This is a genomic window from Streptomyces sp. NPDC031049, assembly GCF_055571015.1.
On the sequence record NZ_JBVIGC010000011.1, the window covers coordinates 162,733 to 189,137 of the forward strand.

Consider the following 26,405-nt stretch of genomic DNA (forward strand, 5'->3'; position numbering starts at 1 on the left):
GGCGGCCGTCAGCAGGCGCGGCGCGCGGCCCGGCCGAGCGCGTCGACGTATCCGCGCAGCAGCGGCCGGGCCGGGCCGCGCACGGGCAGCCGAGGGGCGCGCGACCGGTGCCACGGCAGCGGGTCGCCGGGGTCCGGTTCGCCGAGCAGGGCGGCGGCCACGTGTGCGCCGTGGGCCACGGACAGCGCGAGGCCGTGGCCGCAGCAGCCGCCGATGTACCAGACGTCGGGGAAGCCGCGGACCGGGCCCACGACGGGCAGGTCGTCGCCGGTCATGCCGATGCGGCCGGACCAGCGGTGGGTGACGCGGACCCGGGCCAGCTCGGGGTGGAGGGAGCGCAGCCACCGCTCCAGCCACGCCCAGGCCCGCTCGCGCACCGCCCGCAGCCGGGCCGCGCCCAGCCCCTCCGGCACGGTGACGGTGCCGCCCCCGGCCACCACTCCCCCGTCCGGGAGCGGCCGGAAGTACGGCGCCAGGGGCACCGCGTCCACCACGGCGTGCCCGGCGGCCCCGCCCAGCGCCTCGTACGCCGGCCGGCTCAGCGGCGCGGTGGCGACGGCGTACACCTCCAGCGGAAGGACGGTGCCCACCGGCAGCCCGAGCGCGGCGGCGGCGGAGTTGACGGCGAGCACCGCCTGTCCGGCGTAGAGCCGTCCGTGCGGGAAGACCAGCTCGGGTCCGACGAGGTCGCCGGGGCGTACGGTCAGCAGCGGGCTCTCGCCGTAGAACCGCACGCCCTTGGCGGCACAGGCCCGGGCGAGGGCGCAGGTGAGCGCGGCCGGGTCGAGGGTGGCGGCGGGGCGGTGCAGCAGCCCCGCCCGGTAGGGCACCCCGACCCGGTCGCGCAGGGCGGTGGCGCCGAGGACCGGTACGTCCAGGCCGAGCCGGCGGTAGGCGCGGGCCTGGCGGGCGAGGGCGGCCAGGCCCGCGGCGGAGCGGGTGGCCATGATCTGCGCACCGGGCCGCAGCCCGCAGGGCACGTCGAGCCGCCGGGACAGGGCCAGGACGTCGTCGACCGCGCGGATGGCGGCCAGGTGCATGCGGCGCGCGGCGTCCGGGCCGTGCCGGCGCACGGCACGGTCGACCGGTGGGCCGCCCCGGGGGCCGAGCAGGCCGGTGCCCCGGCCGCTGGCACCGGCCGCCGGGCGCTGGGCGTCGACCACGGCGATGTCCAGGCCCGGGGCGCGTTCCGCGAGGTGGTAGGCGCAGGCGAGCCCGGCCAGACCGGCGCCGACGACGGCCACGTCGGCGGTGACCACGCCGTCCAGCCGGGGCTGCGGCGGGAGTTCCGCCGGGTCCCAGTACGGCGTGCCGGGGGCGGGCCGGTTCATCCGGCGTGGTCCGGCCGGGGCTCGGTCAGGGCCCGGAACCGGCGGTCGTGCCAGAGCAGCGGGCGTCCGCCGCCGACGTGCACGGCGGCGACCCGGCCGACGACGAGGTGGTGGTCGCCGTAGCGGCGCACGTCCTCCGTCAGGCACACCGACCAGGCCAGCGCCCCGGAGAGCACGGGGACACCGAGCACCTGGCGCAGCCGCGTGCCGGCGAACCGCTCGGAGGCGGGTGTCGTCGGGGACGCGAACCGGGTGGCCAGTTCCTGCTGTTCCTCGCGCAGCAGGTGCACGGCGAAGGCCCGGTGCGCGCGGACGGCGGCGAGGGTGCGGGAGCCGTCGCGCAGGCAGACCAGCAGCAGCGGTGGCCGGGCGGACAGCGAGGTCACCGCGGAGACCGTCATGCCCGACGGGCCGCTCCCGCCGGGGGCGGTGACGACGGTGACGCCGGCGGCCAGTTTGGCGTACAGCCCCAGGCAGCGGGCCGCGCCGGGGCCGGGTTCCTCGCGCAGCGGTTCGGTGTGCGGCGCCCCGGTGGCCGCCGGGTCAGCCGTGGGCCGCGGCGGCGCGGTCATCGGTCACCTCCGCGTCGAGCAGGCCGGAGACGATGTCGGCGACGAAGCCGCGCAGGGTGGACTCGGCCACCGGGTCGAGGATCTGCGCCAGGCTCGGGATGCCGAGGTCGAAGGAGGCGGTGAAGACGACGCGCGTGCCGCCGCCCTGCGGTTCGCAGCGCCAGCTGCCCTCGAAGCTCTGGAAGTCGCCGGTGAGCTGCTCGAAGGTGACGGTGTGGGTGTCGGGGGCGAAGGTGTCGCGTTCCCGCCAGCGCATCAGGCCGCCGCGGAAGACCACGGCCCAGTCGGAGACGACCGAGCCGTCGGGCAGCGGCGGGTCGGTCCGCACTTCGCGGACCGTGTCGGTGAAGTCGGGGTAGCGGCGGAAGTCGCTGATGCGCCGGTAGGCGTCGGCCGGGGCCAGGCCGTCGGCGACGGCGTGCACGACCACGTGGGGCATGGGAGTCGGTTCCTTCCCGGTCTGGTGGCGGACGGCGGTCGCGGGGGTCACCCGGCCATGCGGGCGGCCGTGCTCCGCAGGGCCTCGGCGAAGGTGGTGAGGAACAGCTCGAGGGCGGCGTCGTCGACCAGGGCCGGCGGGGTGAGCCGCAGCACCCGGCCGGAGTTGAGGGAGTGGTTGACCAGGACGCCGCGGGCGATCATCTCCAGCAGGAGTTCCCCGACCGCCTGTTCTTCGGTGAACTCGATGCCGATCAGCAGGCCCCGGCCGCGCACCTCGTGGACCAGCCCGCCGTCGTACGGCGCGCAGACCGCCCGTACGCCGGTGAGCAGGCGGGTGCCGAGGGCCGCCGCGCGGGCGACGACGTCCTCCGCCTCCATGGCGCGCACGGTGGCGAGCGCCGCCGCGCAGGCCAGGGGTGAGGCGCCGAAGGTGGAGGTGTGCAGGTAGGGGTCGCGGCTGAAGGGGGCGTAGGCCTCGGCGGTCGCGGCCATCGCGGCGATGGGGACGACTCCGCCGCTGAGCCCCTTCCCGACCAGCAGGATGTCGGGGGTGACGCCCTCGGTGTCGACGCCCCACCAGCTGCCGAGCCGGCCCATGCCGGTCTGGATCTCGTCGACGACGAGGAGGGCGCCGTACGCCCGGCACAGGGCCTCGGCCCGGCGGAGGTAGCCGGGGCGCGGGATGCGCACCCCGCCCTCGCCCTGCACCGGTTCCAGGACGACGCAGGCCCGGTCGCGGCGGGCGGCGAGGGCCTGTTCGAGTTCGGCGGGGTCGTCGTAGGCGACCTGTGCGACGTCCGGGAGCAGGGGCTGGAAGGGTGTCTGGTAGGTGGCGTTGGCGGTGACGCTGAGCGCGCCCAGTGTCTTGCCGTGGAAGCCTCCGCGCGTGGTGATCACCGAGGTGCGGCCGTTCGCGCGGGCGAGTTTCAGGGCCGCTTCGGTGGCCTCGGCGCCGGAGTTGACGAAGTGGACGTACTCGATGCCCGGCGGGGTGTGCGCGGCCAGGGCCTGGGCGGCGTGGGCGGCGACGGGTTCGAGGAAGACGCGGCTGGCGAGCGGGTGGGTGTCGAGCTGCCGGTGCACGGCCTCGACGACGGCCGGGTGGCGGTGGCCGAGGAGGAAGACGCCGTAGCCGCCGAAGTCGAGGAAGCGGCGGCCGTCGTCGGCGTGGATCCAGATCCCCTCGGAGCGCACCTCGGCCATGCCGCCCATGACGCGGCCCATGACGGCCCGGCCGGAGCTGATGTGCCTGAGGTACAGGTCGACGACGTCGCCGTGGGCGCCGGTGTGCCGGGCCTCGGGCGGTGAGAGGGTCATGACGCCACCTCCGTCGGGGCGGTCGCGGCGGCCCGGTGCCGGGCGAGCAGTCCGGAGTGGTCCTCGGCCCAGCGGGCGGCGTTGCGGTCGAGGGCGGCGCGGAGGCCGGCGTGGGTCAGGCGGGTGCCGCAGTCCGGTTCGCCGAGGGAGGTGTCGAACGGCAGGTCCCGCTGGAAGACCAGCAGCAGTTCCGCGTAGTGCTCCAGCCGGCGGCGCAGCGAGGCGGGCAGCGCGGTGCCCTCGAGCATGGGCAGCAGCAGGCGGTGCACCGCCTCGACGGGGATGAGCCGGGGCCGCTGCGGCCGGGGCAGGCCGTGGCGTACGGCGACGTCGGCGCAGACGTCGGCGAACTCCTGCAGCTCGATCGCTTCCTTGCCCGCCGTCAGCCAGTACTCGCCGCGGCCGACCCCGCCCCGGATCAGGTCGCCGACGGCCCGTGCGACGTAGTCCTGGGGCACCATGTCGATGCGCGCCTCGGGGGCGCCGGGCAGCACGGGCACCTGTCCCAGCAGCATGGAGCCGATCGTCCTGGTCAGGCCCTGCTGCCCGGCGATCCGCCCGGTGCCGGAGTCGCCCATCACGACGGAGGGCCGCACGATCGCCCCGGGTACCCCGGCCTCGCGGAACAGCTGCTCGGCGCGGGCCTTGGAGCCGAGGTAGGCGGCGGCGCCGGGGAACCGCCAGTGGTCCTCCTCGGTGGGGGTGTTGGCGACGAACGCGGTGCTGACCAGGTACAGCGGGGCGTCGGCCCGGGCGGCCAGGTCGAGCATGGTGTCGGCGCCGCGGACGTTGGTGCACACGATCCGCTCGGGCTGCCTGCGCCAGTTGGTCTCGGCCGCCGAGTGCAGGACGACGTCCACCCGGAGGGCGAGTTCGTGCCAGGCCAGCGGGCTCAGGCCGAGGCGGGGCGCGAGGAGGTCGCCCTGGAGTTCGCGCACGCGCGGGTCGTGCAGCGGGGTGGAGCGGCGCAGGCACAGCAGGTCGAAGTCGGCGCACAGCTCGTCGATCAGGGCCCGGCCGAGGACTCCGGAACCGCCGGTGAGCAGCAGGGTGGGGCGCTCACGCGGTGCGGTGCGGGCGGCCGGAAAGGGGGTGGGGCGGGGGATGTCCGGTGGCGTCGGCCGGGTGCCGGGGGGCGTGGGCGGGTTGTCCGGTGGCATCAACGGTGCTCTCCCAAAAGGGCTCGGCCGCCGAAGGCGGGGCGGCGGCTTCGGCGGGACGTCAGGCGATGGCGAGGGGCCTATCCGCCAGGTAGGCGGAGAACGGCCCGGTCATCCGGGAGCGGGACGGCGGGTGCAGGGACAGGCCGTTGGCCGAGGCGGCCAGGTGGCCGACCTCGTCGGAGGTCATGAAGTTCAGCCCGCCGAGCAGTTCGACGGCGCGCGGGACGATGCGGGCGAGGGCGTCCTGCACGCCGTAGCGGGTGTACAGGGCCTGGGCGAGGGCGGACTCGTCCAGGTCTCCGGCGTCGACCCGGCGGGCGATGCCCTCGGCGGCGGACATCGCGGCCTCGGTCTCGACGAAGAGGCGGACCCGGTCGTGCTCGGGGATGCGGTCGTTGAGCAGGACCCGTTCCACCAGGGCGCTCGCGGCGCCCAGATAGCTGCCGGTCATCAGGACCTGGAACCAGATCAACCCGGCGGTCTGGAGCTCGTCCAGGTGGTCTTTGGCGGCGGAGGCGGTGCGCAGCAGCAGTTCCGGCGGTACGAGCACGTCGGTGAGGGTGACCTGCTCGCTCTCGGCCCCGGCGAGGAAGGCGCTGGACCAGAAGCCGGTGACGGAGATGCCCTCGCTGTCGGCGGGGACCAGGGCGATGGCGAGTTCCTCACCCGGCCCGTCCTCGCGGGGCACGGTGACGCTGGCGGTGAGGACGTCCATGGAGCGGGCCAGGCTGCACGGGCGTTTGACCCCGTTGACGCGGATGCCGTCGTCGGTGACCGTGGCGGTCATCGCCGGGTCCAGGATGCCGGCGCCGCTGCGGCCCTCGGCGAATCCGGAGGCGACGATGCGGTTGCTCGCCGCCACGCCCTCGATGAGCATCCACTCCAGGCCGTCGCCGAGCGCGCCGAGGCCCACGAGGGTGGCCATGGAGAAGTGGTGCATCGTGGTGGCCACGGCGAGGGACGGCGAGCGGCTGCCGATGGCCCGCTGCACGCGCAGCGCGTCCAGTGCGGTCGCGCCGCGTCCCTGGTGGGAGACGGGGACCAGCAGTCCGGGCCCGCCGCTGTCGCGGAACAGCCGGATGCCGGGGCTCGTGGGCCGCTCCAGCTCCATGAGGGGCACCTCGCGCAGGGCGGGGTCGAGGTCCGGCAGCAGCTTGGCGAGGGTGGTGCGTTCACGCTCGAGGAATCTCATGGGCGCGCGGTCCTCCTGGACGCTCCGGGACGGGATGGGAGGGGGCGGGCGGGATCGCCCGGGTCTAGACGGCGTTGGTGGCGCGGAGCAGCTGCCAGAAGGCGCCGGCGCGGGGCCTGCCGAGGAAGGCGATGTACTCCGGCAGGACGGCGTGGGGGGCCCACTTCTCCTTGTACTCGAGCTGCGAGGCCGCGGGATAGATCGCCTCCCCGTGCCGGGCCAGCAGCCGGGTGCAGCGGCTGAACAGGGGGCCGGCGCAGGGCAGTTCGTGCTCCGGGTCCAGGCCGGTGAACGGGGTGAACCCGAAGTGGAGCCAGCCGGCCCCCTCGTCGGTGAGGCGTTCCATCACCGTGGCGTTGAGCGCCTCCATCACACCGGGCGGCGCGTCGGGGCGACGCCGGCTGAGGTCGTGCAGCCAGCCGGGGCGGCTGCCGTACACCGGCGAGTAGTTGATGTAGCACACGGCCGCGCCGTCGATCCGGCCCACGAACAGCCTGCGGTGCTCCTGGAGGGGCCCGTCGCGCTGGCCGACGAGGAACCGCAGCTCCTTGACGTGCCGGCCCTTGTCGCGCAGCCAGCTCTCGTCGAGGCGGTCCAGTTCGGCGCAGTCGTCGCCGGCCTTCACCTCGGTGATCTCCAGGCCCGCCCGGCGGGCGCGGGAGATCTTGTTCCGCAGCCGGACGAACTTGGAGCCGCGCAGCGTGAAACGGGAGAGGTCCACGGCGTACGACGCGCCGATCTGGTTGACGGTGAAGCCGTGCGCCGCGTACAGCTCGGCGTCCGCCCGTTGCAGTTGCACGGCGACCAGCCGCCGGCCGGCGTGGGCGATGAACGCCTCCAGCAGCCGGGCGCGGTGCTCGGGTGCCGTGAACGGGCCGCCGAACTGAAGGACGTAGCGACCGGAAGTGCGGTAGGCACAGGCGCCGTCGAACCCGTCGTCGCGGAAATAGGCGTTTCCGCTGTTCAGGGCGAGAAAGGCACTGGGGTTGTCGCTGTTGGCGGCGACGGTGTCAAGCACGGACGGCATTCTTGCCCTCCACGGAGGTCCGGGGGTCCGTCGTTTCGGCACCGGTGAACACCGGGCGGTAGCGCCGCTCGAATTCACGGAAGGCCGGGTCGGTTTCCGGTTCGAAGGAGACACCGAAAGGCTTCAGGGAGTTCCCGAAGAGGGCCCGGTCGCCCATGAGGTGGACGGGCAGCGCCAGCAGCGCCCACTCCGGTCGGACGAACAGCGCCCAGGCGCCGGCCAGGAGACCGGCCGTGACCAGGCTGTGCATCACGTTGTAGGCGACGTAGTAGCCGCGGGCGACACGCCGGTCGGGACTGCGTCGGTGGGCGATCGCGCCGGGGAGGTAGCCGATGACGTCGATCACGGCGAACAGCAGCGCGAAGACCCACCACCGGATCTCCGACCGGTGCTGGACGGTGAGCACGAGCGACACGGCGAGGAATCCCAGCCATTCGAGCCGGGAGAGCGCGAAGGTGGTTTTCGTCTCGAAGCGGTTCTTGGCGTCCACGGGCGCTCCAGGATTGCGCGTGCGGTTCCAGGCCATTTGACGCGTAGGTTTCCGGGCGTGTGCCGCGTACGGTTCCGGACGGTTTTCCGGGACGTACGCCGCACACGGATTCCGGGGCGTGTGCCGCGGTCGGCGTGCGGGATTCCCGGGCGTCGGATTCCTCGTCCGGACGCGACATCAGCCTGCCCCCTCGCTGCGGTCTGTCACTTCTGTTTACGAGGCGGTCGGCGCAACCCCTCGTAAAATGAGGGCAATTGACCCGCGACCGGAGCTGACGGGGGTTGCCTTCATGACGTCACCGACGACGGACCGCGGCGCTGGAGGGCCCGGCCGGGACCCGGCGGGCGCGCACGGCGGTCCGGCGTGGGAACTGCTGCTCCCCGCGGCGTCCGCGCCGGTACGCGCGCGTGGCCGCGCGTTGCAGGAGGCGCTGCGGGAGGCCGTCCGCTCGGGCAGGCTCACGCCGGGCACCCGGCTGCCGTCGAGCCGGGACCTGGCCGCGGACCTCGGGGTGTCCCGCGGGCTGGTGACGGAGGCGTACGAGCAGCTGACGGCCGAGGGCTATCTGCGCAGCGGCCGGGGCTCGGGGACCTGGGTGGGCGACGCGGTGCGGGCAGCGCGCCCACGCGCGCGTGATCTCGCTCCGCGCTCTCCCGGCGCCCGCGCCGACTTCGTGCCCGGTACGCCGGACCTGTCGCTGTTCCCCCGCGCCGCGTGGTCGGCCGCGCAGCGTTCGGTGCTGGCCGAGCTGACGCACGACGGCCTCGGCTATCCCGATCCGCGCGGACTGCCGCGGCTGCGGACGGCACTGGCCGGGCTGCTCGCGCGGCGTCGCGGCGTGGTGGCCGGTCCGGAGCGGATCGTCGTGGTCTCCGGGGTGGCACAGGCGACGGCCCTGCTCGGTCTCGCACTGCACGCGCGCGGGATGCGCACCGTCGGTGTCGAGGACCCCGGCAGCCCGCAGCACGACGCCTTGTACGCGTCGGCGGGCGTCGCCACGGTGCCGCTCCCGCTGGACGACGAGGGGCTGGCGCTGGGACCGCTGCGGGAGTCGGGCGTGCGGTCGGTGGTGACGACGCCCGCCCACCAGTTCCCCACCGGGATCGCCTACTCGGCGCGGCGGCGCACCGAGCTGCTGGACTGGGCACGCTCGGTGGACGGACTGGTACTGGAGGACGACTACGACGGTGACTTCCGCTACGACCGGGCTCCCGTCGGGGCGCTCCAGGGCCTCGATCCGGAGCGCGTCGCCCACACCGGCTCGGTCAGCAAGTCGCTGGCGCCGGGGCTGCGGCTGGGCTGGCTGCTCGTGCCGGAGTGGCTGGCGGACGAGGTCGTGGAGCGCAAGCGGACCATGGACCTCGGCCATCCGGCCCTCGACCAGGAGCTGTTCGCCCGGTTTGTGGAGCGCGGCGACTACGACCGTCAGCTGCGCCGCTGCCAGCGCGCCTACCGCGAGCGGCGGGACGCGCTCACGGCGGCGCTGGCCGAGCACTTCCCCGGCACGGAGGTCTCCGGGATCGCGGCGGGCCTGCACGTCATCGCGGCGCTCCCGGCGCGGTTCGGTCCCCTGGAGCGGTTCCTCACGCGCGTGGCGTCGGCCGGGGTGGCGGTGCGCGCGCTGACGGAGTACGCCCACGCGGCGGGCGGGCCCGTGTCGACCGGCGCCGGTCCGGGCACGGTGGGGGCGGAAGGCCGGGACCGGGAAGAGCGCGTCCGCCTGGTGCTGGGGTACGCACACCTGACGCCGGCCCGGATCCGGGCGGGCGTACGGCTGATGGCGGAGGCGGCGGGCGTGTGACGGTGCTCCCGCGCGTGCGGGCGGCCGACGCCGTGCGCCCGTGGGAGAGCTGTGCGGTGGCCGAGGCAAGGGCGCCTGGGAGAGGAATGTTCCCGTGCGGGCGGCCGGACGGCCCTCCGTCCCTCCGGCGAGAGGCGGGGCGGGGGCGGTAGCCGGTAGGAGAGGGAGGCGGCCGACGGTGGCCGGTGGGAGGCGGAGGCTGCCGACGGTGGCCGGTGGAATGCGGAAGCGGCCGACGGTGGCCGATGGGAGGCGCGCAGCGGCCGGCGGGTGGGGCGTGCCGGCCAGCGTGCCGGTGGCCCCCTGGCGGACACCCCGGGCGGAAGCCGTCCCGCGGGCCCCGTGGCGGGCGCCAGGCGGGAGGGGAGTCCGGCGGGCCCCATCGCGGGCGCCGCGTGGGAAGGGAGTCCGGCGGGCCCCACCGCGGGCGCCGCGTGGGAAGGGAGTCCGGCGGGCCCCACCGCGGGCGCCGCGGGCGAGCGTCGGCCGGCGGGTGCCGGTGGTGGGCCGGGCTCCGCCCGCCCGTGCGGCGTGTTGTTCACCCGGGGTTCGCGTGCCCGCCGTGGCGCCCGAGTAGGTGTGGCACTGCCCACTGGCCGGATCCTGTCCCTGGAGGCGCATCGATGTCCCACCGTCCTCACCGTCCCTTCCCGGGCCGCCGCAGCGTGCTGCGCGGTTCCCTCGCCGCCTCGGCGGCCCTCTCCCTGCCCACCGCCCTCGCGGCGGCACCGGCGTTCGCCCGCTCCGGGCGGCCGGCGGCGAGCTGGGGCGTGCAGACGGGAGACGTCTCCGCGCACTCCGGTCTGGTGTGGACCCGCTCCGACCGGCCGGCCCGCATGATCGTCGAGACGTCCGCCACCGAGTCGTTCCGCAACCCCCGCAGATGGCACGGTCCGCTGCTCGGCCCCGGCACGGACTTCACGGGCACGACCCGGCTGCGCGGGCTGCCTCCGGGCGAGCAGATCCACTACCGGGTGCTGCTGGCCGACCCGGACGACCCCCGGCGCACGGGCGAGCCGGTCGCCGGCACCTTCCGTACGGCGCCGGTGCGCCGGCGCGACGGGGTGCGCTTCGTCTGGTCGGGCGATCTGGCCGGCCAGGGCTGGGGCATCAACCCGGACCTCGGCGGCTACCGCATCTTCGACGCGATGGCCGCCCTGGACCCGGACTTCTTCCTGTTCAGCGGTGACACCGTCTACGCCGACGGGCCCATCGCCGCGACCGCGGCCCTCCCCGACGGCGGCACCTGGCGGAACATCACCACCGACGAGAAGTCCAAGGTCGCGGAGACCCTGGCGGAGTTCCGCGGCAACTTCCGCTACAACCTCCTCGACGAGAACCTGCGCCGGTTCAACGCCCAGGTGCCGACGGTCGTCCAATGGGACGACCACGAGGTGCGCAACAACTGGTACCCGGGGCAGCTCGTCGCCGACACCGACGAGCGGTACACGGAGAAGCGGGTGGACGTGCTCGCCGCCCGGGCACGGCGCGCGTTCGCCGAGTACTTCCCGGTCTCCACGCTCCGTCCCGGCGCACGCCAGGGCCGGGTGTACCGGGTGCTGCGGCAGGGCCCGCTGCTGGACGTGTTCGTGCTGGACATGCGCACCTACCGCGACGCCAACTCGGCCAACGACCGGACCGTGGACCCGCAGGGCATCCTCGGCCGCGAACAGCTCGACTGGCTCAAGCGGGAGCTGTCGCGGTCCCGGGCGGTGTGGAAGGTGATCGCCGCCGACATGCCGATCGGCCTGGTGGTGCCCGACTCGACGGAGGGCAGGCCGAACTTCGAGGCGATCGCGCAGGGCGACCCGGGCGCGCCGCTGGGCCGCGAGCTCCAGATAGCGGAGCTGCTGCGGTTCGTCAAGCACCGCGGGATCACCGGCACCGTGTGGCTGACCGCCGACGTGCACCACACCTCGGCGCAGCACTACCAGCCGTCGCGGGCCGCGTTCGGCGACTTCGAGCCGTTCTGGGAGTTCGTCTCCGGGCCGCTGAACGCGGGCGCGTTCCCGGCGAGCGCGCTCGACGGCACGTTCGGCCCGGAGCGGGTGTTCGTGAAGGCGCCGGCCACCGGGAACGTCTCCCCCGCCGGCGGCCACCAGTTCTTCGGCGAGGCCGACATCGACGGCGGCAGCGGCGAGCTGACGGTGCGGCTGCGCGAGCAGGACGGCACGGTGCTGTTCACGAAGGTGCTCCAGCCGGGCCGGGTCGGCCAGTGAGGCGGCAGGCTGCCGTAGCCTGAACCCGTGCCGCGCACCGGTGTCATCCCCCGGTGCGCGGCCCGGCGCGAGAACTCCCCCGATTCCCTACGGTCCTGGGGCGCCGTAGCGGCCGACGCAAGGCCCGGCCGGCGCAAGGACTGGGAAAAACCTCAACAAATGCACCCAGAAGGACTTTTTACTCACCGGTCACAAAGCGTTCGTGATCGCGCAACACCGGTCCTTCACAGTGGCTGCATGACTCGAGACATGTCTGAAGTGACGCCCGCTCAGCGCCTCGCCGCCGCGGTCTCGGCGGGCTTTCGCTCCTGGTGGTCACGGCGCCACGGGGACGCCCCGCCGACGGACGATACCGGTGCCCGGCCGCCCTCCAGCGCGGGGCGGACCGGGCCGGCGGAGCAGGTGCCGAGCGCACTGTGGCGGATGCGCACCACGGTGCGGGACGAGCCGGGCTCGCTGGCCGCGCTGTGCACGGCGCTCGCCGGGGAGCGGGTGGACATCCTGAGCCTCCAGACCCATCCGCTGGCCGACGGCACGGTGGACGAGTTCCTGCTGCGGGCCCCGGGCGAGCTGTCGGCGACCGAGCTGACCCGGGTGGTGTCGGCGGCGGGGGGCACCGACACCTGGGCGGAGCGCGCCGACGCGCACGATCTGGTGGACGCCCCGACCCGGATGCTCTCACTGGCCGCCCGTACCGCGCTGGACGCGGCGGAACTCCCCCTGGCGCTCAGGCAGTTGCTGGGCCGGTGCACGATCCGTTCGCTGCCCGCGGGCGGCGGCCGGGACACCGGCGGTGTGCCCGCGGAAGGGGCTCTGGAGGACACGGTGATGCGGTTGCGCGCGCCCGAGGGCGGGGTGATCAGCGTGGAGCGCCCGTATCTGCCGTTCACCCCGACCGAGTTCGCCCGCGCCCGGGCGCTGGTGGACCTGGACGCCCGCCTCGGACCGCGGGTGCCGCGCGCCCGGCACGTGCTGCGGCTGTCGGAGGGCAGCGACATCACGGTCCGCCGGGCGGACACCGGCGACCTGGCGGCGGCCAGGGCGATGCACGAGCGGTGCTCGCCCGCGACGCTCGCGATGCGCTACCACGGTCCGGTCAAGGACGCCGACCGGTATCTGAACCACCTGCTCGGCCCGCGCTTCGGCCGCACCCTCGCCGCGCACACGGCGTCGGGGAGGCTCGTCGGACTCGGCCATCTGCTGTGGGACGGTGACGAGACGGAGGTCGCGCTGCTCGTCGAGGACGCCTGGCAGCGGCGCGGCATCGGCGGCGAACTCCTCGGCCGGCTGGTGGCGATGGCCGCCGAGGCGGGCTGCGAGAGCGTGTACGCGGTGACGCAGTCGTCCAACACCGGCATGGTCGCGGCGATGCGGGGCCTGGACCTCCCCCTCGACTACCAGATCGAGGAGGGGACCCTGGTCATCACCGCCCGCCTGGACACGGCCGGGACCGGCGCGCGACTGCCGTACGGGGAGCGGGTCGGCCGGGAGTGAGACGCGGGGCCGGAGGCCCGCTTCCCGGAGGCCGGCTTCCCGGCGGCCCGCTTCCCGGAGGCCCGCTTCCCGGAAGGCCGGATCACCGGGGCCCCGCACGGCGGTGGCCCCACCCCGGCCGCGGCTCCCGGCCCGCCCCGCGTCACTCGGCCCCGGACAGCGCCTCCCGCAGCGGGACCGCCTCGGTCCGCTCGCCCAGGGCCCGGTCGAGGTCGGCCCACAGGTCGTCGACGTCCTCCAGGCCCACGGACATCCGCAGCAGCCGGTCGCCCACCCCGGCGTCCCGCCGGTCGCCGGCGTCCACGATGCGGTGGCTGATGGACGCCGGGTGCTGGATGAGGGTGTCGACGCTGCCGAGGCTGACGGCCGGCGTGATCAGCCGCACCCGGCCGATCACCTCGTGCGGGTCGCCGTGCACCTCGAAGGAGACCATGGCGCCGCCGATCCGCGGGTAGTGGACGCGGGCGACGCGCGGGTCGGCGGCGAGCCGGCGGGCGAGTTCGGCGGCGCTCGCGGAGGCGGCCCGCACCCGCACCGGCAGCGTGGACAGGCCGCGCAGCAGCAGATAGCCGGCCAGCGGGTGCAGGACGCCGCCGGTGGCGAACCGGATCCGCCGCAGCAGCCCCGCGAACTCCTCGTCGCAGGCCACCACGCCCGCCAGCACGTCGCCGTGCCCGCCCAGGTACTTGGTGGCACTGTGCAGCACGAGCCGGGCGCCCTGCTCGGCGGGCCGCTGGAGGACCGGCGTGGCGAAGGTGTTGTCCACCAGCAGCGGCACGGAACCGCAGGCGTGGGCGACCGCCCGCAGATCGACCTCGGCGAGGGTCGGGTTGGCCGGGGACTCCACCAGCACCAGACCGGTGTCCGGGCGCAGGGCGTCCGCGACGCCCGCCGGATCGGTCCAGGTCACCTCCGAGCCGAGCAGCCCGGCGGTGAGCAGATGGTCGCTGCATCCGTACAGCGGGCGCACGGCGACCACGTGCCGCAGCCCCATGGAACCGCGGGCCAGCAGCACGGCGCTCAGCGCGGCCATGCCGCTGGCGAAGGCGACCGCGGCCTCGGTGCCCTCCAGCCGGGCCAGGGCGGTCTCGAACCTGGCGACGGTCGGGTTGCCCAGCCGTCCGTAGACCGGCGGGCCGTCCGGTTCGGCGCCGGTGGTGGCGAACGCGTCGATGCGCTCGGCCTCGCCCCGGCTGTCGTACGAGGGGTAGGTGGTGGACAGGTCGATGGGCGGGGCGTGCAGGCCCTGCCAGGCGAGATCGTCGCGGCCGGCGTGCACGGCCTCGGTGGCCAGTGCCCGGGTGGGGCCGGCGGCCGGTGCGGTGGTGCGTACGTCGTCGGATGGTGACGTGTGCGTGCGCGCAGTGTCCATGGCCGGAAGAGTGAACACCGGCCGGTGCCCGAGCGGAGAGGACCGTGCTACGTTCGGCCAATGGCGGAATCTGTCGTACTGGATCCGGTGGATCTTCATCTGCTGCGGCTGTTGCAGAACGACGCCCGGACGACGTACCGCGATCTCGCCGCCCAGGTCGGGGTGGCCCCCTCGACGTGTCTGGACCGGGTCACGCGGCTGCGCCGGGCCGGGGTGATCCTCGGCCATCGGCTCCAGCTCGATCCGGCCAAGCTCGGCCGTGGCCTGGAGGCGTTGTTGTCGGTGCAGGTCCGGCCGCACCGGCGGGAGCTGGTGGGGCCGTTCGTGGAGCGGATCCGGGCGCTGCCGGAGTCGCGGACCGTCTTCCACCTGACCGGTGCGGACGACTACCTGGTGCATGTCGCGGTGGCGGACATGGCGGATCTTCAGCGGCTGGTCCTGGACGAGTTCACCTCGCAGCGGGAGGTGGCCCGGGTGGAGACGCGGCTGATCTTCCAGCAGTGGGACTGCGGGCCCCTGCTGCCGCCCGGCGCGCCGGGCGCCACGCCGTGAGCGAAATCGGGCCGCCCGCGGGCGTGGGCCGGGGAAACGAGGCTGACGCGGCACCGGTGTCCGTATCAGGATGTCCGCATGTCAGAGACCAAGAGCCCGCTGCCCCGCGAGGTCGCCGACGCCTACGTCGACGACCTCATCGCCCTCGACCCGGTCACCGGTACCTATCTCGGCGTCCCGGAGAGTTCCAGCCGTCTGCCCGACTTCTCGCCCGCCGGCCAGGAGGCGCTGGCCGCGCTGGCCCGGACCACGCTCGCGCGGCTGGACGAGGCGGAGCGCCGGCCCGGCGGGGACAGTGACGTCGAGCGGCGCTGCGCCCGGCTGCTGCGCGAGCGGCTCACCGCGGAGCTGGCCGTGCACGAGGCGCAGGAAGGGCTGCGCTCGGTCGGCAACATGGGCACGCCGGCGCACTCGGTGCGCGAGGTGTTCACCGTGACGCCCACGCAGACGGACGAGGACTGGGCGCGGATCGCCGAGCGGCTGCGCGCGGTGCCGGCCGCGCTGGCCGGGTACCGCGAGTCCCTCGCGCTGGGCCTGGAGCGCGAGCTGTACGCGGCGCCGCGGCCGGCGGCCACGTTCGTCGAGCAGCTCGGCGAGTGGGCGGACACCGGCGAGGGCCGGGGCTGGTTCGAGGACTTCGCGTCCGCCGGGCCCGACGCGCTGCGCGGCGAGCTGGACGAGGCGGCCCGGGCGGCGACGGCGGCCGTGGTGGAGCTGCGGGACTGGATGCGCGACGTGTACGCGCCGGCGATCGAGGGCGCGCCGAACACGGTCGGCCGGGAGCGCTACGCCCGCTGGTCGCGCTACTTCAACGGCACCGACCTCGACCTGGACGAGGCCTACGCCTACGGCTGGGCGGAGTACCACCGGCTGCTCGGCGAGATGCGCAAGGAGGCCGACAAGATCCTGCCGGGCGCCGAGACACCGTGGGCGGCGCTGGCCCACCTGGACGAGCACGGCAAGCACATCGAGGGCGTGGACGAGGTCCGCGACTGGTTGCAGGGCCTGATGGACCAGGCGATCGAGGCGTTGGACGGCACGCACTTCGAACTGGCCGAGCGGGTGCGGAAGGTGGAGTCGCGCATCGCTCCACCGGGCAGCGCGGCCGCGCCGTACTACACGCCGCCGTCGGAGGACTTCTCCCGTCCGGGCCGCACCTGGCTGCCGACGATGGGCCAGAGTCGCTTCCCGGTCTACGACCTGGTGTCGACCTGGTACCACGAGGGCGTCCCCGGCCACCACCTCCAGCTCGCGCAGTGGACGCACGTGGCCCGGAACCTCTCCCGCTACCAGGCCTCCGTCGGGATGGTCAGCGCCAACGCCGAGGGCTGGGCGCTGTACGCGGAGCGGCTCATGGACGAGCTGGGCTTCCTGACGGACCCCGAACAGCGGCTCGGGTACCTGGACGCGCAGATGATGCGGGCCGTCCGGGTCATCGTGGACATCGGCATGCACCTGGAGCTGGCGATCCCGGACGACTCCCCGTTCCACCCGGGCGAGCGCTGGACTCCGGAGCTGGCACAGGAGTTCTTCGGTGCGCACAGCAGCAGGCCGGCGGACTTCGTGGAGAGCGAGCTGACCCGGTACCTGACGATCCCGGGCCAGGCGATCGGCTACAAGCTCGGTGAGCGGGCCTGGCTGCTGGGCCGGGAGAAGGCCCGCGCGCGCCACGGCGAGGCCTTCGACCTCAAGGCCTGGCACATGGCGGCGCTCTCGCAGGGCTCGCTCGGCCTGGACGACCTGGTGGACGAGCTGGCGCGGCTCTGAGGCGGGTTCCGGGCGCGGACCGCTCAGCGGCGGAAGCCGCCCTCGCTGTCGATGACCTGACCGGTGATCCACTCCGCCTCGTCCGTGGCGAGCCATGCGATGAGGCGGGCCGGATCGTCGGGCATGCCCCACCGCCCGGCGGGGAAGAGCGCCGCGATGGCGTCGTAGTCCGCGCCGGTCAGGTAGTCGGTGTCGACGGGGCCGGGGTTGACGGTGTTCACGGTGACGGCCTGCTCGGCGAGGGCTGTCGCGAGGGAGCGCGTGATGGAGGCGAGCGCCCCCTTCTGGAGCGCGTAGGCGATCTCGCCGGGCATGCCGCCGGCGATGTCCTGTCCGGAGGTCATCATCATCACGCGCCCGCCGGGGGTGCGCGGCGGGAGTGCGGCGCGGTGTCGGGCGTACGCCTGGACGAGCAGCAGCACCGAGCGGGCGTCGACGGCCCAGTGCGCGTCCAGCATGGCGGCGTCGATCTGGTCCAGGGTGCCGTCACTGCCGCTGAGGGCGTGATTGGCGACCACGATGTCGAGCCGTCCGCCGAGCGCCTCGGCGGCGCCGGCCACGAGTGCGGCGGGCGCGGCCGGGTCCGCGAGGTCGGCGGGCCCGGCGGTCACCGTCGCCTCGGGGTCGCCGAGCGCGCCGCGGACGGAGGCGACCACGTCCTCGATGCGGTCGGCGCCCCAGGGCATGCCGGCGTCGTGCGGGACGTGGTGGTGCAGGTGGACGCTCGCGCCGTACGCGGCGAGCCGGCGGGCCACCGCGTGACCGATGCCGCCGCGCCGGCTGGCGCCGGTGACGAGCGCGGTCCGCCCGCGCAACGGCAGCGGGTCACGGCGCAGTTGGTCAGGAGTGGGCTGCGGAAGTCTGGGCATGCCCCCCATGATCACCCGGCACCCGGGCCCGTCGCACACGCTTTACCGTCACAGCGCCGGGCCTCCGCACCCACCCAGGAGCGCGGGGAACCGCGCGACCGGCCACGCCGGGACCCGCACCCGCCGCCGACGCGCCGGGGGCACCCCGGAAGACGCCCCCCTTCCCGCTACCGGTGTCCCAGCCGCCGCAGCTGCACCAGCCCCACCCAGGTCTCCGGCCCGGGCCGCACATGGGCGGCCCGCACCTCGTACCGCCCGGGTTCCAGGGCCACCGTCACATGGTCGGTGCCGGTCGACTCGCCGCCGGGCCAGGCCGCGTCGAACAGCCGTACCGCACCCGGCACGTCCCAGCGCACCTCCGGTTCCCACTCCGCGGTGCGCAGCGCGTCCGGGACGCCGGCCAGCAGTTCGTCCTCGTCGTCGGCGGCGCACCACCGGACGAAGGTGCCGTGGTCCGGCAGGTAGGCGGTCGAGGCGGGTTCGTCCCCGAGCACCAGGGCGGTGGCGTCGCCGACCGGGAGCAGCCCGACCTGTCCGTCGACCTCGCAGGCCCGGTCGTAGTCGGACGCCGTCTCCTCACCGTCGGCGCCGGTCCAGAACGGCAGCACCGTCTCCGGTACGGCGACGAGCGGCCCGCCGCCCGACTCGACCCAGTCCACCACACCCGGTTCCGCGTATCGCACCATGCGGCAGAACCTACACGTCCGTCAGCAGCCGCAGTCCGCCGCGTCCACGGGTGCGGTCAGGGGATCGGCGGGGCGCCGCGCGAGGCCCCGCCGGGTGTCGTACGCGAAGCCCTCCCGCACCCAGTACTCGAACCCGCCGAGCATCTCCTTGACCCGGTAGCCGAGTTCGGCGAGGGCGAGCGCGGCGCGGGTGGCGCCGTCGCAGCCGGGGCCCCAGCAGTAGGTGACGACGGGCACGGACCGGTCGAGGAGGTGCGGGGCCCGCTCGGGGACGAGCGCGGTGGGCAGGTGGACCGCCCCGGGGATGCGGCCCTGGTCCCAGGCCTCGGTGGAACGGGAGTCCACCAGGACGAAGCCGGGGCCGCCGTCCGCGGCGAGGGCGGCGGCGACGTCGGAGACGTCGGCGTGGAAGGCCAGGCTCGCCCGGAAGTGGGCGGCGGCCTCGGCCGGGGGCGCGGGGGGAACGCGCAGCACGGGGTCGGCGGATGCGGGATCGACGGTGGTGGCACTCATGGTCCTGCCTTTCCTCATCGGGCTCCTGACCGGGAAATCTACGGGCGGGCGACCCGGGTCAGAAGGGACGATCGACGGCGCACCCCTTGCTCCGCCGGGGATTGCCCTGCTACCAATCCGGGATGACCGCGTATTCCCCGGACGCCACCGACTGGCGCATCCTCGACGTCCTCCAGCGGGAGGGACGCGCCAGCTACGCCGAGCTGGCACGTGCCGTCTCCATGTCCGCGAGCGCGGTCACCGAGCGGGTCCGGCGCATGGAGGAGGCCGGGGTCATCCAGGGGTACGCGGCCGTCGTCGATCCCGACCGGCTGGGACTGCCGATCCTGGCGTTCGTCCGGCTGCGCTATCCGAACGGCAACTACAAGCCGTTCCACGACCTGGTCGCCGTCACCCCGGAGATCCTGGAGGCGCACCACGTCACCGGTGACGACTGCTTCGTCATCAAGGTCGCGGCCCGTTCCATGCGGCACCTGGAGGAGGTGTCCGGGAGGATCGGCGCGCTCGGCTCGGTCACCACGAGCGTCGTCTACTCCTCGCCGCTGCGCCGGCGCCCGCTGGGCCGCTGAGGACGCTCAGGCCGCGCCCCGCTGCCGCAGCGCCGACCCGGTCCGCCCCTTGACGACCTCCAGCTGGGCGTGGATGCGGCGCCGCAGGTCGGGCACGTGGCTGACGATGCCGACGCTGCGGTCCCGCTCGCGCAGGGAGTCGAGCACGTCGAGGACCTCGTCCAGGGTCTGGTCGTCGAGGCTGCCGAAGCCCTCGTCGATGAAGAGCGTGTCGAGGCGGACCCCGCCGGCCTCCTCGGTGACGACGTCGGCGAGCCCGAGGGCGAGGGCGAGCGAGGCGAAGAACGTCTCGCCGCCGGAGAGGGTCGAGGTGTCCCGCTCGCGCCCGGTCCAGGCGTCCACGACGTGCAGGCCGAGGCCGCTGCGCCCGCGGCCGCTGCGGTCGTCGGAGTGGACGAGGGTGTAGCGGCCCGCCGACATGCGGCGCAGCCGTACGGTCGCGGCGGCGGCGACCTGCTCCAGACGGGCCGCCAGCACGTACGACTCCAGGCGCATCCGGCGGTCGTTGTCGGCCGAGGTGCCCGCGGTGAGGCCGGCGAGGCGGGCGACGCGGGCGTGCTCCTCGCGCAGCGGGGCGAGCCGGCGTACGGCGGCGCCGGCGCGGGCGGAGAGCCGGTCGAGTTCGGCGCAGCGCCGGGCGGCGGCGTCGCGCGCGGAGGCCGCCTCGCGCAGCCGCCGGGCGGCCTCCTGGGCGGTGGTCTCCGCCGCGGCGAGGTCGGCGGGCGGCTGCTGGGCGGCGGCTGCGGTGTCCGCCTCGGCGAGCACCGCGCGGACGGCCGAGTCCTCGGTCTGCCAGGCGTCGAGACGGCGTTGCAGTTCGCGGTGGGCGCCGGCGTCGAGGAGGGCGCCGGCGGCCTCCTGCGGGGTGTCGAACCCGGCGCGGAAGGCGGCGTCGGCGAGCCGGGCGTCGGCCTCCTTGAGCCGCTGGGCGGCGTCCTCGGCGACGCGGGCCGCCTCGGCGGCGTCGGCAAGGAGGGCGGCGTTCCGCTCCAGCTGGGCGGCGCGCGCGGCCACGCTCTCCGCGTCGCCTCTCGCCTGTGCCAGCTCCTCTTCCAGTGCGGCCCGTTCGCGGTCGAGGCGCTCGCGGTGGCCGACGCGGGAGGCGGCCCGGACGGCGGCCTCCTGCCGGGCGGCGATCCGCTGTTCGCGTTCCTGTTCCAGGCGGCGCAGTTCCTCCTGCGCCGCGTGCAGGCCGGAGGCGGCGGCACGGGCCCGGGCGAGGCGGCGTTCCCCTTCCTCCGCCTCCCGGGCGAGCGCGTCGGCGGGGGCGTCCCCGGCCTCGGCGGTGGCGGCGGCGAGGGCTTCCCGGACGGCGCCGAGGCGCTGTTCGTCCTCGGCGCGCCGCTCCTCGGCGGCCTGGTGGGCGGCGAGGGCGCGTTCCTCGGCGGCCCGGTCGACATGGCCGGCGACCCTGCGGGCGGGCGCGGGGTGGTCGGTGGAGCCGCAGACGGCGCACGGCTCGCCGGGGGTGAGGCCGGCGGCGAGTTCGGCGGCGATGCCGTTCAGCCGCTGCTCCTTCAGGTCGAGCCAGTGGGTGCGGGCCTCGACGGCGCGCTCGGCCGAGGCGAGGGCACGCCGCCGGGCGTCGGCGGTCTCCTCGGCGAGCCGGTCGCGCCGCCGTGCCGCCGTCAGCCGCCGCCCGGCGCTCTCGCGCTGGTCGGCGAGGCGTTCGGCGTGGGTGACGGCCTCCTGCGCGTCCTCGATGCGCCGTCTGAGGGCGTCCCGGGTCGTCTCCCAGCCGGCGAGCCAGCTCTCGGCTTCCTGGCGGACGTCCTGGTCGGCGCGCTCGTCGCGGTCGAGGCCGGCGCGTTCGGCGACCAGTTCGGCCAGGCGGCGTTCGGCGCGGCGGGCCGATTCCAGGCCGCCCAGTTCCTCGGCGGCCCGGCGTGCGGCGGCGGCCAGTCCCGCGGGGCCCGCGTCGGCGTGGGCTCTCGGCAGCAGGGCACGCGCGTGGGCCTCGGCACCGGCCGCGCGCCGGTGGTCGGCGTCGGCGGCCTCGCGCAGTTCCAGGGCGGGGGCGACGGTCTCGGCCTTGCGGGCGCGGTCCATGCGGTCCTGGTCCGCGCGGTGGGCACCGGCCCGCTCCGCGAGGCGCGCCGCCCGCTCCCGGGCCTCGGCGAACCGGCGCTGGAGGCGGGCCAGTTCCCTGGCTCCGGCGAGTTCGCGCTCGGCGGCGGCCTGCGCGGCCTCGGCGGCGGACAGCCGGAGGTGGGCGGCGCTGAGCTGCTCGCGGGCGGTGCTGCGGGCGAGGGCGGCGGCGGTGAGGACGGCTTCGGCGAGGCCGGGGTCGCCGGGGGCCAGCTCGGGGAGTTCCATGGCGTCGCCTGCGGCCTGCTGCATGCGGTGCGCGTCGGCGAGCAGCTCGGCGTCGCCGTCGCGCACCTGGGCCTCGGTCGCGCGGCGGCGGTCGGCGAGGCGCTTCTCGACGTCGGCGAAGCGACGGGTGTCGAACAGCCGGCCGAGAAGCTTGCCGCGGGCTTCGGCGTCGGCACGCAGGAACCGCGCGAAGTCGCCCTGCGGCAGCAGCACGACCTGGCAGAACTGTTCCCGGCTCATCCCGAGCAGCTGGGTGATCTCCTCGCCGGCCTCCTGGTGGGAGCGGCTGAGGTCCTTCCAGGTGCCGGTGGTGGCGTCGTACTCGCGCAGCCAGGTCTGGGCCTTGTCGACGGTCGTGCCCCTGCCGCGCTTCTTCGGCCGCTCCCAGGGCGGCTGCCGGGTGATCTCCAGCCGCCGTCCGGCGACGGTGAGGTCGAGACGCACCTCGGTGCGGGTGCCGGGCGCGGCGTGGTCGCTGCGCAGGGTGAGGCCCTGGGCGCTCTGGCGGGCGCCGGGCACGGAGCCGTAGAGGGCGTAGCAGACGGCGTCCAGGACGGAGGTCTTGCCGGCGCCGGTCGGGCCGTGCAGCAGGAAGAGCCCGGCGGCGGACAGCTCGTCGAAGTCGACGGTCTGCGTGCCGCCGAAGGGCCCGAACGCGGTGATGTCCAGCCGGTGCAGTCTCATCGGGCCTCCCCCGTCGGTGGTGCGGCCGGCGTCCTCACCGCGCCACCTCCCGGACGGCCTCGTCGGCGCGCACCGCGTCGAAGGCGTCCCGCAGCACGGTCCGCTCCCGGTCGTCGGGTCCGGCACCGCGCACATGGGCGACGAAGTCCTCGGCGATCTGCTGGTCGCTGCGCCCGGCGAGCCGCCTGGCGTAGGAGACGGCCGGGTCCTCGGCGGGGCGCTCGGGGTCGAAGACGAGGCTGAGGGTGTGCGGGAAGCGTGCGGTGAGCCGGACCATGGGTTCGTCCGGGCGGACGGGGTCGGTGAGGGTGGCCTCGACCCAGGCCTCCTCGTGCGGGGTCAGCCGGGGGTCGGCGAGCAGGTCCTCCAGGGTGCCGCGCAGCCGGGCCAGCGGGCGCGGCACGGGGCAGTCGAGCCGCTCCGCGCTGACCGTGCCGTCCGCGTCCAGGTCGACGAGCCACATGCTCTTGCGGTGCGCGGCCTCGGAGAAGGAGTACGGCAGCGGGGAGCCGGAGTAGCGGACGCGCCCGGTGATGGTCTGGCAGCCGTGCAGATGGCCGAGGGCCACGTAGTCCACGCCGTCGAACACGCCGGCGGGGACGGCGGCGACCCCGCCGACGGTGATGTCGCGTTCGCTGTCGCTGGGCTCGCCTCCGGTGACGAAGGCGTGGGCGAGGACGACGGACCGGGTGCCGTGGGGGCGGGTGGCGAGGTCGGCCCGGACCCGGTCCATGGCGGCGGCGAGCACGGCTTCGTGCCCGGCCTTGTCGACCCCGAACTCGCCCCGGACCAGGGCGGGTTCCAGATAGGGCAGTCCGTAGAAGGCGACGTCCCCGTGGGCGTCGCGGAGCAGTACGGGGGTGCCGCACTCGGCGGGCGCGGTCCGCAGGTGGATGCCGGCCCGGCCGATCAGGCCCGCGCCCACGCCGAGTCGGCGCGCGGAGTCGTGGTTCCCGGAGATCATCACCGTGGGGACGCCGAGACCGGCGAGGCGGTGCAGGGCGTCGTCGAACAGTTCGACCGCGGCGAGCGGCGGCACCGCCCGGTCGTACACGTCACCGGACACGACCACGGCGTCGACGGCGTGCTCGCGCACGGTCGCCACGAGGTGGTCGATGAAGGCGGCCTGGGCGCCGAGCATGTTCACGCGGTGGAAGGCGCGGCCCAGGTGCCAGTCGGACGTGTGCAGCAGTCTCATGATCCCCCGAGACTAACGGCCGGGTCCGACACCACGGGCGGTTACTCCCGTATCGACCGTTCACACCCCGGAACTTGGTCCCGCTATGCCTGCCTTGCCCGGCTCTGCGGTCCGGTCACGCGTCCCCGTACGCCTCTCCGCCCACCTCGAACCCGGCCGTCCCGGCGGTGGCGTCGGCGAGCCAGGCCCGGAAGGCGTCCACGTCGGCGTCCGGCAGGCCGATCTCCAGGGTGACCGCCTCCCCGTAGTGCACGCCCCGCACCTCCCGCCCGGTGGCGCGCAGGTCGTTCTGGAGCTTGCCGGCGCGCTGGTGGCCGACGGTGACCGTGGCCAGCCGGAACCGGCGCCGGGTGATCGTGCCGAGCGTGTCGAGGGCCTCGCCGACCGCTCCGCCGTAGGCGCGGATGAGCCCGCCCGCGCCGAGCTTGACGCCGCCGTAGTACCGGGTGACGACGGCGACGACGTACCGCATGTCGCGGCGCAGCAGCATCTGGAGCATGGGCACGCCCGCGGTGCCGCCGGGCTCGCCGTCGTCGCTGGCCTTCTGGATCGCGGCGTCGGCACCGACGACGTACGCCCAGCAGTTGTGGCTGGCGTCCGCGTGCTCCTTGCGCACGGCCGCGACGAACTCCTGGGCCTCCCGCTCGGTGCCGGCCGGCGCGAGGGCGCACAGGAAGCGCGAGCGGTTGACCTCGGTCTCGTGCACACCCGCGCGGGCGACGGTGCGGTACTCGTCCTGCATCCGGCCAGCCTATGTGCTCACGCCCGGCGGCCCCGCGGCACCATGACCGCGGTCAGCAGGGCGGTGCCCGGGGCCGGCGCGCGCCAGGTGGGGCCGTGCCAGGCCAGTACGGCGACGGCGGAGGTGGGGAACTTCGCCCGGACCCGGTCCAGGCCGTCGCCCAGGGCGTCGCCGGCCAGGGCCAGGACCAGGTCCTCCAGCCCGGGGTTGTGGCCGATCAGCAGGAGCGTGGCGACGTCGGCGGGCGTCTCGCGCACCACCGCGAGCAGCTCGGCCACGCCCGCGCCGTACAGCCGCGGGTCCAGGCGCACCGGCGGGGGCGCGCCCCACTGGGCGGCGGCCAGTTCCCAGGTGGCACGCGCGCGTGCGGCGGTGGAGCACAGGGCGAGGTCCGGCAGGCAGTCGGCCTCGGCGAGCGCGCGTCCGGCGGCCGGGGCGTCGCGCCGGCCGCGTCCGGCGAGCGGGCGGTCGTGGTCGGCGACGCCCTCGGGGCGGGCCGACTTGGCGTGCCGCAGGACGACGAGCCGGCGCAGCGGGCCCGCACCCGCGCGCTCGATCATGTCGCGGCCCCCGGGCCACGGGCACCGGCGGGAGCGGGGCGCCGGTGGGTGCGGGCGCACCCCTCGTGGCCGGCGGTGGGCGGCGCGGGACGGACGGCGGGCGGCACAGGGCGAGGGTAAGCCGCCGGCCCGGGGCGCGCAGTCGGTGGGGCACCGGGAATCTCCGCGGGGCGCCGGCCGTTGCCGGGGAGGAGAGCGTGTCCAGGAGCCGAAGGAGGCCGCCGGTGTACGGCGACGAGGCAACCGTCCGCAAGATCCTCACCGAGCTGGGCGACACCTGGGCGGTGGTGGGTCTGTCCGCCAACCGGCAGCGCGCGGCGTACGGCGTGGCGGAGGTGTTGCAGCGCTTCGGCAAGCGTGTCGTGCCGGTGCACCCCAAGGCCGAGACGGTGCACGGCGAGCGGGGTTACGCCACGCTGGCCGACATCCCCTTCGACGTCGACGTGGTCGACGTGTTCGTCAACAGCGACCTGGCCGGGCCGGTCGCCGACGAGGCGGTCGCCAAGGGCGCCCAGGCGGTCTGGTTCCAGCTCGGCGTGATCGACGAGGCGGCGTACGACCGGACCCGGGCGGCGGGCCTGGAGATGGTGATGGACCGCTGCCCGGCGATCGAGATCCCGCGCCTGGGCTAGGAGCCGACGCGGCCCCGGCTGCCGTCCACGGCATCCACGGCGTCCGCGTGGGCGGGTCCGTCGCACCGGCGCAGGAAGGCGGCCAGGGCGGCGTTGAAGTCGTCGGGCCGTTCCAGGTTGGGCATGTGGGCGGCGCCGTCGATCACGACGAGGTCGGAGTCCGGCAGCAGGTCGTGCAGGGACCGGGCCACGTGGACAGGGGTGTACTCGTCCTCGGCGCCGACGACGACCAGCGCGGGGACGGCCAGGCCGGCCAGCACCGGCCGGTAGTCGGGGCGTTCGGCACGGCCCCGCAGCGCCGCCGCGGCACCCCGCGGATCGGTGCCGGTCATCATGCGGTGCACGTGGGCCGCGACGGCCGGGGCCGCGTGGGGGGCGACCATCTTGTACAGGACCTCGTCGGCGTAGCCCCGCATCCCCTCGCGCAGCAGCCGGTCCGCCATGTCGTTGCGGGCGGTGCGTCCCTCGGGCGTCTCCGGTGCGGCGAAGGTGTCGGCGAGCAGCACGCCGCGCACCCGCTCGGGGAAGCGGGCGCAGCACTCCATGACGATCTGGCCGCCCATCGACAGACCGCCGAGCACGCACCGGTCGGCACCGAGCGTGTCGAGCAGCCGCTCGATGTCCTCCGCGAACACCGACAGCGGGGTCGCGCGGCCGGTGACCCGCGTGGCGGCACCGTAGCCCCTGAGGTCCGGTGCGATCACCCGGCGTCCGGGTGAGAAGGCGGCGACCTGAGGCGCCCACATCGTGTGGTCGAAGGGATGGCCGTGGACGAGGACCAGGGGCAGCGCGGACGGCGCACCGGTCGCGTCCCCGGTCTCGTGTGCGAGACGGGAAGTCATGCCGTCGACCCTAGAAGCGCGGGTCTTCTCGGTGCAATGAAAACATTGCCCTCGGT

General features: G+C 75.3%; 24 protein-coding genes. 7 read left to right on the top strand and 17 right to left on the bottom strand.

Going from position 1 to position 26,405, the window contains the following annotated elements; all coding sequences use genetic code 11:
• Window positions 1-8 precede the first annotated feature (8 nt).
• From ACZ45Q_RS20135 to ACZ45Q_RS20170, 8 genes are all read right to left on the bottom strand, one after another.
• Complete coding sequence (locus ACZ45Q_RS20135) at window positions 9-1,331, bottom strand: NAD(P)/FAD-dependent oxidoreductase (protein ID WP_468262941.1); 1,323 nt, start codon at window positions 1,329-1,331, stop codon at window positions 9-11.
• Window positions 1,328-1,903, bottom strand: coding sequence for a flavin reductase family protein (locus tag ACZ45Q_RS20140; protein ID WP_468262944.1), 576 nt, complete (start codon window positions 1,901-1,903; stop codon window positions 1,328-1,330). Before ACZ45Q_RS20140 ends, ACZ45Q_RS20135 begins: the two co-directional genes overlap by 4 nt.
• Window positions 1,875-2,342 (bottom strand): aromatase/cyclase, encoded by a 468-nt coding sequence (locus tag ACZ45Q_RS20145; RefSeq protein ID WP_468262947.1) that lies wholly within the window; start codon window positions 2,340-2,342, stop codon window positions 1,875-1,877. The genes ACZ45Q_RS20140 and ACZ45Q_RS20145 overlap by 29 nt, the downstream gene beginning before the upstream one ends.
• Before the next feature lie 47 nt (window positions 2,343-2,389).
• Window positions 2,390-3,661 carry an aspartate aminotransferase family protein gene (locus ACZ45Q_RS20150; RefSeq protein WP_468262950.1) on the bottom strand — a complete coding sequence of 424 codons (1,272 nt, stop codon included), beginning with the start codon at window positions 3,659-3,661 and terminating at the stop codon, window positions 2,390-2,392.
• A complete protein-coding gene (locus ACZ45Q_RS20155) occupies window positions 3,658-4,821 on the bottom strand; it encodes an SDR family oxidoreductase (RefSeq protein WP_468262952.1) in 1,164 nt (387 codons plus the stop codon). The genes ACZ45Q_RS20150 and ACZ45Q_RS20155 overlap by 4 nt, the downstream gene beginning before the upstream one ends.
• Before the next feature lie 61 nt (window positions 4,822-4,882).
• A complete protein-coding gene (locus ACZ45Q_RS20160; RefSeq protein ID WP_468262955.1) occupies window positions 4,883-6,016 on the bottom strand; it encodes an acyl-CoA dehydrogenase in 1,134 nt (377 codons plus the stop codon).
• A gap of 64 nt (window positions 6,017-6,080) precedes the next feature.
• A complete protein-coding gene (locus tag ACZ45Q_RS20165) occupies window positions 6,081-7,043 on the bottom strand; it encodes a bifunctional lysylphosphatidylglycerol flippase/synthetase MprF (RefSeq protein ID WP_468262958.1) in 963 nt (320 codons plus the stop codon).
• Window positions 7,027-7,533, bottom strand: coding sequence for a hypothetical protein (locus tag ACZ45Q_RS20170; protein WP_468262961.1), 507 nt, complete (start codon window positions 7,531-7,533; stop codon window positions 7,027-7,029). Before ACZ45Q_RS20170 ends, ACZ45Q_RS20165 begins: the two co-directional genes overlap by 17 nt.
• Window positions 7,534-7,822: 289 nt before the next feature.
• Here ACZ45Q_RS20170 and pdxR point away from each other — a divergent pair, with 289 nt between their 5' ends.
• The 3 genes from pdxR to ACZ45Q_RS20185 all read left to right on the top strand — a co-directional run bounded on the left by pdxR (window position 7,823) and on the right by ACZ45Q_RS20185 (window position 13,047).
• Complete coding sequence (pdxR, locus tag ACZ45Q_RS20175; RefSeq protein WP_468262963.1) at window positions 7,823-9,334, top strand: MocR-like pyridoxine biosynthesis transcription factor PdxR; 1,512 nt, start codon at window positions 7,823-7,825, stop codon at window positions 9,332-9,334.
• Window positions 9,335-9,957: 623 nt separating this feature from the next.
• The gene (locus tag ACZ45Q_RS20180; RefSeq protein ID WP_468262966.1) at window positions 9,958-11,553 is read left to right on the top strand and encodes an alkaline phosphatase D family protein; all 1,596 of its coding nucleotides are present in this window, start codon (window positions 9,958-9,960) and stop codon (window positions 11,551-11,553) included.
• Between the two features lie 237 nt (window positions 11,554-11,790).
• Entirely contained in the window at window positions 11,791-13,047 is a 1,257-nt protein-coding gene (locus ACZ45Q_RS20185; RefSeq protein WP_468262968.1) for a GNAT family N-acetyltransferase, read from the top strand.
• Between the two features lie 142 nt (window positions 13,048-13,189).
• On the opposite strand, the gene ACZ45Q_RS20190 is transcribed toward ACZ45Q_RS20185, so the two are convergent.
• A complete protein-coding gene (locus tag ACZ45Q_RS20190) occupies window positions 13,190-14,419 on the bottom strand; it encodes a trans-sulfuration enzyme family protein (protein WP_468262971.1) in 1,230 nt (409 codons plus the stop codon).
• A gap of 60 nt (window positions 14,420-14,479) precedes the next feature.
• Here ACZ45Q_RS20190 and ACZ45Q_RS20195 point away from each other — a divergent pair, with 60 nt between their 5' ends.
• Both ACZ45Q_RS20195 and ACZ45Q_RS20200 read left to right on the top strand, forming a co-directional pair.
• On the top strand, window positions 14,480-14,971 hold the full coding sequence (locus ACZ45Q_RS20195; RefSeq protein ID WP_468262974.1) for an Lrp/AsnC family transcriptional regulator: 492 nt from the start codon (window positions 14,480-14,482) through the stop codon (window positions 14,969-14,971).
• 78 nt (window positions 14,972-15,049) lie between these two features.
• On the top strand, window positions 15,050-16,738 hold the full coding sequence (locus ACZ45Q_RS20200; protein WP_468262977.1) for a DUF885 domain-containing protein: 1,689 nt from the start codon (window positions 15,050-15,052) through the stop codon (window positions 16,736-16,738).
• 23 nt (window positions 16,739-16,761) lie between these two features.
• On the opposite strand, the gene ACZ45Q_RS20205 is transcribed toward ACZ45Q_RS20200, so the two are convergent.
• From ACZ45Q_RS20205 to ACZ45Q_RS20215, 3 genes are all read right to left on the bottom strand, one after another.
• Window positions 16,762-17,607, bottom strand: coding sequence for an SDR family oxidoreductase (locus tag ACZ45Q_RS20205; RefSeq protein WP_468262979.1), 846 nt, complete (start codon window positions 17,605-17,607; stop codon window positions 16,762-16,764).
• Window positions 17,608-17,774: 167 nt separating this feature from the next.
• Window positions 17,775-18,293 (bottom strand): immunity 21 family protein, encoded by a 519-nt coding sequence (locus tag ACZ45Q_RS20210; protein ID WP_468262981.1) that lies wholly within the window; start codon window positions 18,291-18,293, stop codon window positions 17,775-17,777.
• A 21-nt stretch (window positions 18,294-18,314) separates the two neighbouring features.
• Window positions 18,315-18,806: a rhodanese-like domain-containing protein gene (locus ACZ45Q_RS20215; protein ID WP_468262983.1), complete on the bottom strand. Its 492-nt coding sequence runs from the start codon at window positions 18,804-18,806 to the stop codon at window positions 18,315-18,317.
• Window positions 18,807-18,928: 122 nt separating this feature from the next.
• On the opposite strand from ACZ45Q_RS20215, the gene ACZ45Q_RS20220 reads away from it, so the two are divergent.
• Window positions 18,929-19,375 (top strand): Lrp/AsnC family transcriptional regulator, encoded by a 447-nt coding sequence (locus tag ACZ45Q_RS20220; protein ID WP_468262986.1) that lies wholly within the window; start codon window positions 18,929-18,931, stop codon window positions 19,373-19,375.
• Between the two features lie 6 nt (window positions 19,376-19,381).
• Here ACZ45Q_RS20220 and ACZ45Q_RS20225 read toward each other — a convergent pair whose 3' ends face one another.
• From ACZ45Q_RS20225 to ACZ45Q_RS20240, 4 genes are all read right to left on the bottom strand, one after another.
• Window positions 19,382-22,375 carry an AAA family ATPase gene (locus ACZ45Q_RS20225; protein WP_468262988.1) on the bottom strand — a complete coding sequence of 998 codons (2,994 nt, stop codon included), beginning with the start codon at window positions 22,373-22,375 and terminating at the stop codon, window positions 19,382-19,384.
• A 34-nt stretch (window positions 22,376-22,409) separates the two neighbouring features.
• Window positions 22,410-23,573, bottom strand: coding sequence for an exonuclease SbcCD subunit D (locus tag ACZ45Q_RS20230; protein WP_468262991.1), 1,164 nt, complete (start codon window positions 23,571-23,573; stop codon window positions 22,410-22,412).
• A 115-nt stretch (window positions 23,574-23,688) separates the two neighbouring features.
• On the bottom strand, window positions 23,689-24,315 hold the full coding sequence (locus ACZ45Q_RS20235) for a YigZ family protein (RefSeq protein ID WP_468262994.1): 627 nt from the start codon (window positions 24,313-24,315) through the stop codon (window positions 23,689-23,691).
• A 17-nt stretch (window positions 24,316-24,332) separates the two neighbouring features.
• Window positions 24,333-24,875: a SixA phosphatase family protein gene (locus ACZ45Q_RS20240; RefSeq protein WP_468262996.1), complete on the bottom strand. Its 543-nt coding sequence runs from the start codon at window positions 24,873-24,875 to the stop codon at window positions 24,333-24,335.
• 224 nt (window positions 24,876-25,099) lie between these two features.
• On the opposite strand from ACZ45Q_RS20240, the gene ACZ45Q_RS20245 reads away from it, so the two are divergent.
• A complete protein-coding gene (locus ACZ45Q_RS20245) occupies window positions 25,100-25,507 on the top strand; it encodes a CoA-binding protein (protein ID WP_468262999.1) in 408 nt (135 codons plus the stop codon).
• Here ACZ45Q_RS20245 and ACZ45Q_RS20250 read toward each other — a convergent pair.
• The gene (locus ACZ45Q_RS20250; RefSeq protein ID WP_468263001.1) at window positions 25,504-26,349 is read right to left on the bottom strand and encodes an alpha/beta fold hydrolase; all 846 of its coding nucleotides are present in this window, start codon (window positions 26,347-26,349) and stop codon (window positions 25,504-25,506) included. The two genes, ACZ45Q_RS20245 and ACZ45Q_RS20250, sit on opposite strands and share 4 nt — an antisense overlap.
• Window positions 26,350-26,405: the final 56 nt, after the last annotated feature.

What these genes read in the sequence shown, in the direction of transcription:
- ACZ45Q_RS20195 (WP_468262974.1), top strand. Translation starts at nt 14,480, where the DNA reads ATGGCGGAATCTGTCGTACTGGATCCGGTGGATCTTCATCTGCTGCGG.
- pdxR (WP_468262963.1), top strand. Translation starts at nt 7,823, where the DNA reads ATGACGTCACCGACGACGGACCGCGGCGCTGGAGGGCCCGGCCGGGAC.
- ACZ45Q_RS20150 (WP_468262950.1), bottom strand. Translation starts at nt 3,661, where the DNA reads ATGACCCTCTCACCGCCCGAGGCCCGGCACACCGGCGCCCACGGCGAC.
- ACZ45Q_RS20165 (WP_468262958.1), bottom strand. Translation starts at nt 7,043, where the DNA reads ATGCCGTCCGTGCTTGACACCGTCGCCGCCAACAGCGACAACCCCAGT.
- ACZ45Q_RS20230 (WP_468262991.1), bottom strand. Translation starts at nt 23,573, where the DNA reads ATGAGACTGCTGCACACGTCCGACTGGCACCTGGGCCGCGCCTTCCAC.
- ACZ45Q_RS20205 (WP_468262979.1), bottom strand. Translation starts at nt 17,607, where the DNA reads ATGCCCAGACTTCCGCAGCCCACTCCTGACCAACTGCGCCGTGACCCG.
- ACZ45Q_RS20155 (WP_468262952.1), bottom strand. Translation starts at nt 4,821, where the DNA reads ATGCCACCGGACAACCCGCCCACGCCCCCCGGCACCCGGCCGACGCCA.
- ACZ45Q_RS20235 (WP_468262994.1), bottom strand. Translation starts at nt 24,315, where the DNA reads ATGCAGGACGAGTACCGCACCGTCGCCCGCGCGGGTGTGCACGAGACC.
- ACZ45Q_RS20215 (WP_468262983.1), bottom strand. Translation starts at nt 18,806, where the DNA reads ATGAGTGCCACCACCGTCGATCCCGCATCCGCCGACCCCGTGCTGCGC.
- ACZ45Q_RS20210 (WP_468262981.1), bottom strand. Translation starts at nt 18,293, where the DNA reads ATGGTGCGATACGCGGAACCGGGTGTGGTGGACTGGGTCGAGTCGGGC.
- ACZ45Q_RS20220 (WP_468262986.1), top strand. Translation starts at nt 18,929, where the DNA reads ATGACCGCGTATTCCCCGGACGCCACCGACTGGCGCATCCTCGACGTC.
- ACZ45Q_RS20225 (WP_468262988.1), bottom strand. Translation starts at nt 22,375, where the DNA reads ATGAGACTGCACCGGCTGGACATCACCGCGTTCGGGCCCTTCGGCGGC.
- ACZ45Q_RS20185 (WP_468262968.1), top strand. Translation starts at nt 11,791, where the DNA reads ATGACTCGAGACATGTCTGAAGTGACGCCCGCTCAGCGCCTCGCCGCC.
- ACZ45Q_RS20200 (WP_468262977.1), top strand. Translation starts at nt 15,050, where the DNA reads ATGTCAGAGACCAAGAGCCCGCTGCCCCGCGAGGTCGCCGACGCCTAC.
- ACZ45Q_RS20140 (WP_468262944.1), bottom strand. Translation starts at nt 1,903, where the DNA reads ATGACCGCGCCGCCGCGGCCCACGGCTGACCCGGCGGCCACCGGGGCG.
- ACZ45Q_RS20135 (WP_468262941.1), bottom strand. Translation starts at nt 1,331, where the DNA reads ATGAACCGGCCCGCCCCCGGCACGCCGTACTGGGACCCGGCGGAACTC.
- ACZ45Q_RS20190 (WP_468262971.1), bottom strand. Translation starts at nt 14,419, where the DNA reads ATGGACACTGCGCGCACGCACACGTCACCATCCGACGACGTACGCACC.
- ACZ45Q_RS20145 (WP_468262947.1), bottom strand. Translation starts at nt 2,342, where the DNA reads ATGCCCCACGTGGTCGTGCACGCCGTCGCCGACGGCCTGGCCCCGGCC.
- ACZ45Q_RS20250 (WP_468263001.1), bottom strand. Translation starts at nt 26,349, where the DNA reads ATGACTTCCCGTCTCGCACACGAGACCGGGGACGCGACCGGTGCGCCG.
- ACZ45Q_RS20180 (WP_468262966.1), top strand. Translation starts at nt 9,958, where the DNA reads ATGTCCCACCGTCCTCACCGTCCCTTCCCGGGCCGCCGCAGCGTGCTG.
- ACZ45Q_RS20160 (WP_468262955.1), bottom strand. Translation starts at nt 6,016, where the DNA reads ATGAGATTCCTCGAGCGTGAACGCACCACCCTCGCCAAGCTGCTGCCG.
- ACZ45Q_RS20240 (WP_468262996.1), bottom strand. Translation starts at nt 24,875, where the DNA reads ATGATCGAGCGCGCGGGTGCGGGCCCGCTGCGCCGGCTCGTCGTCCTG.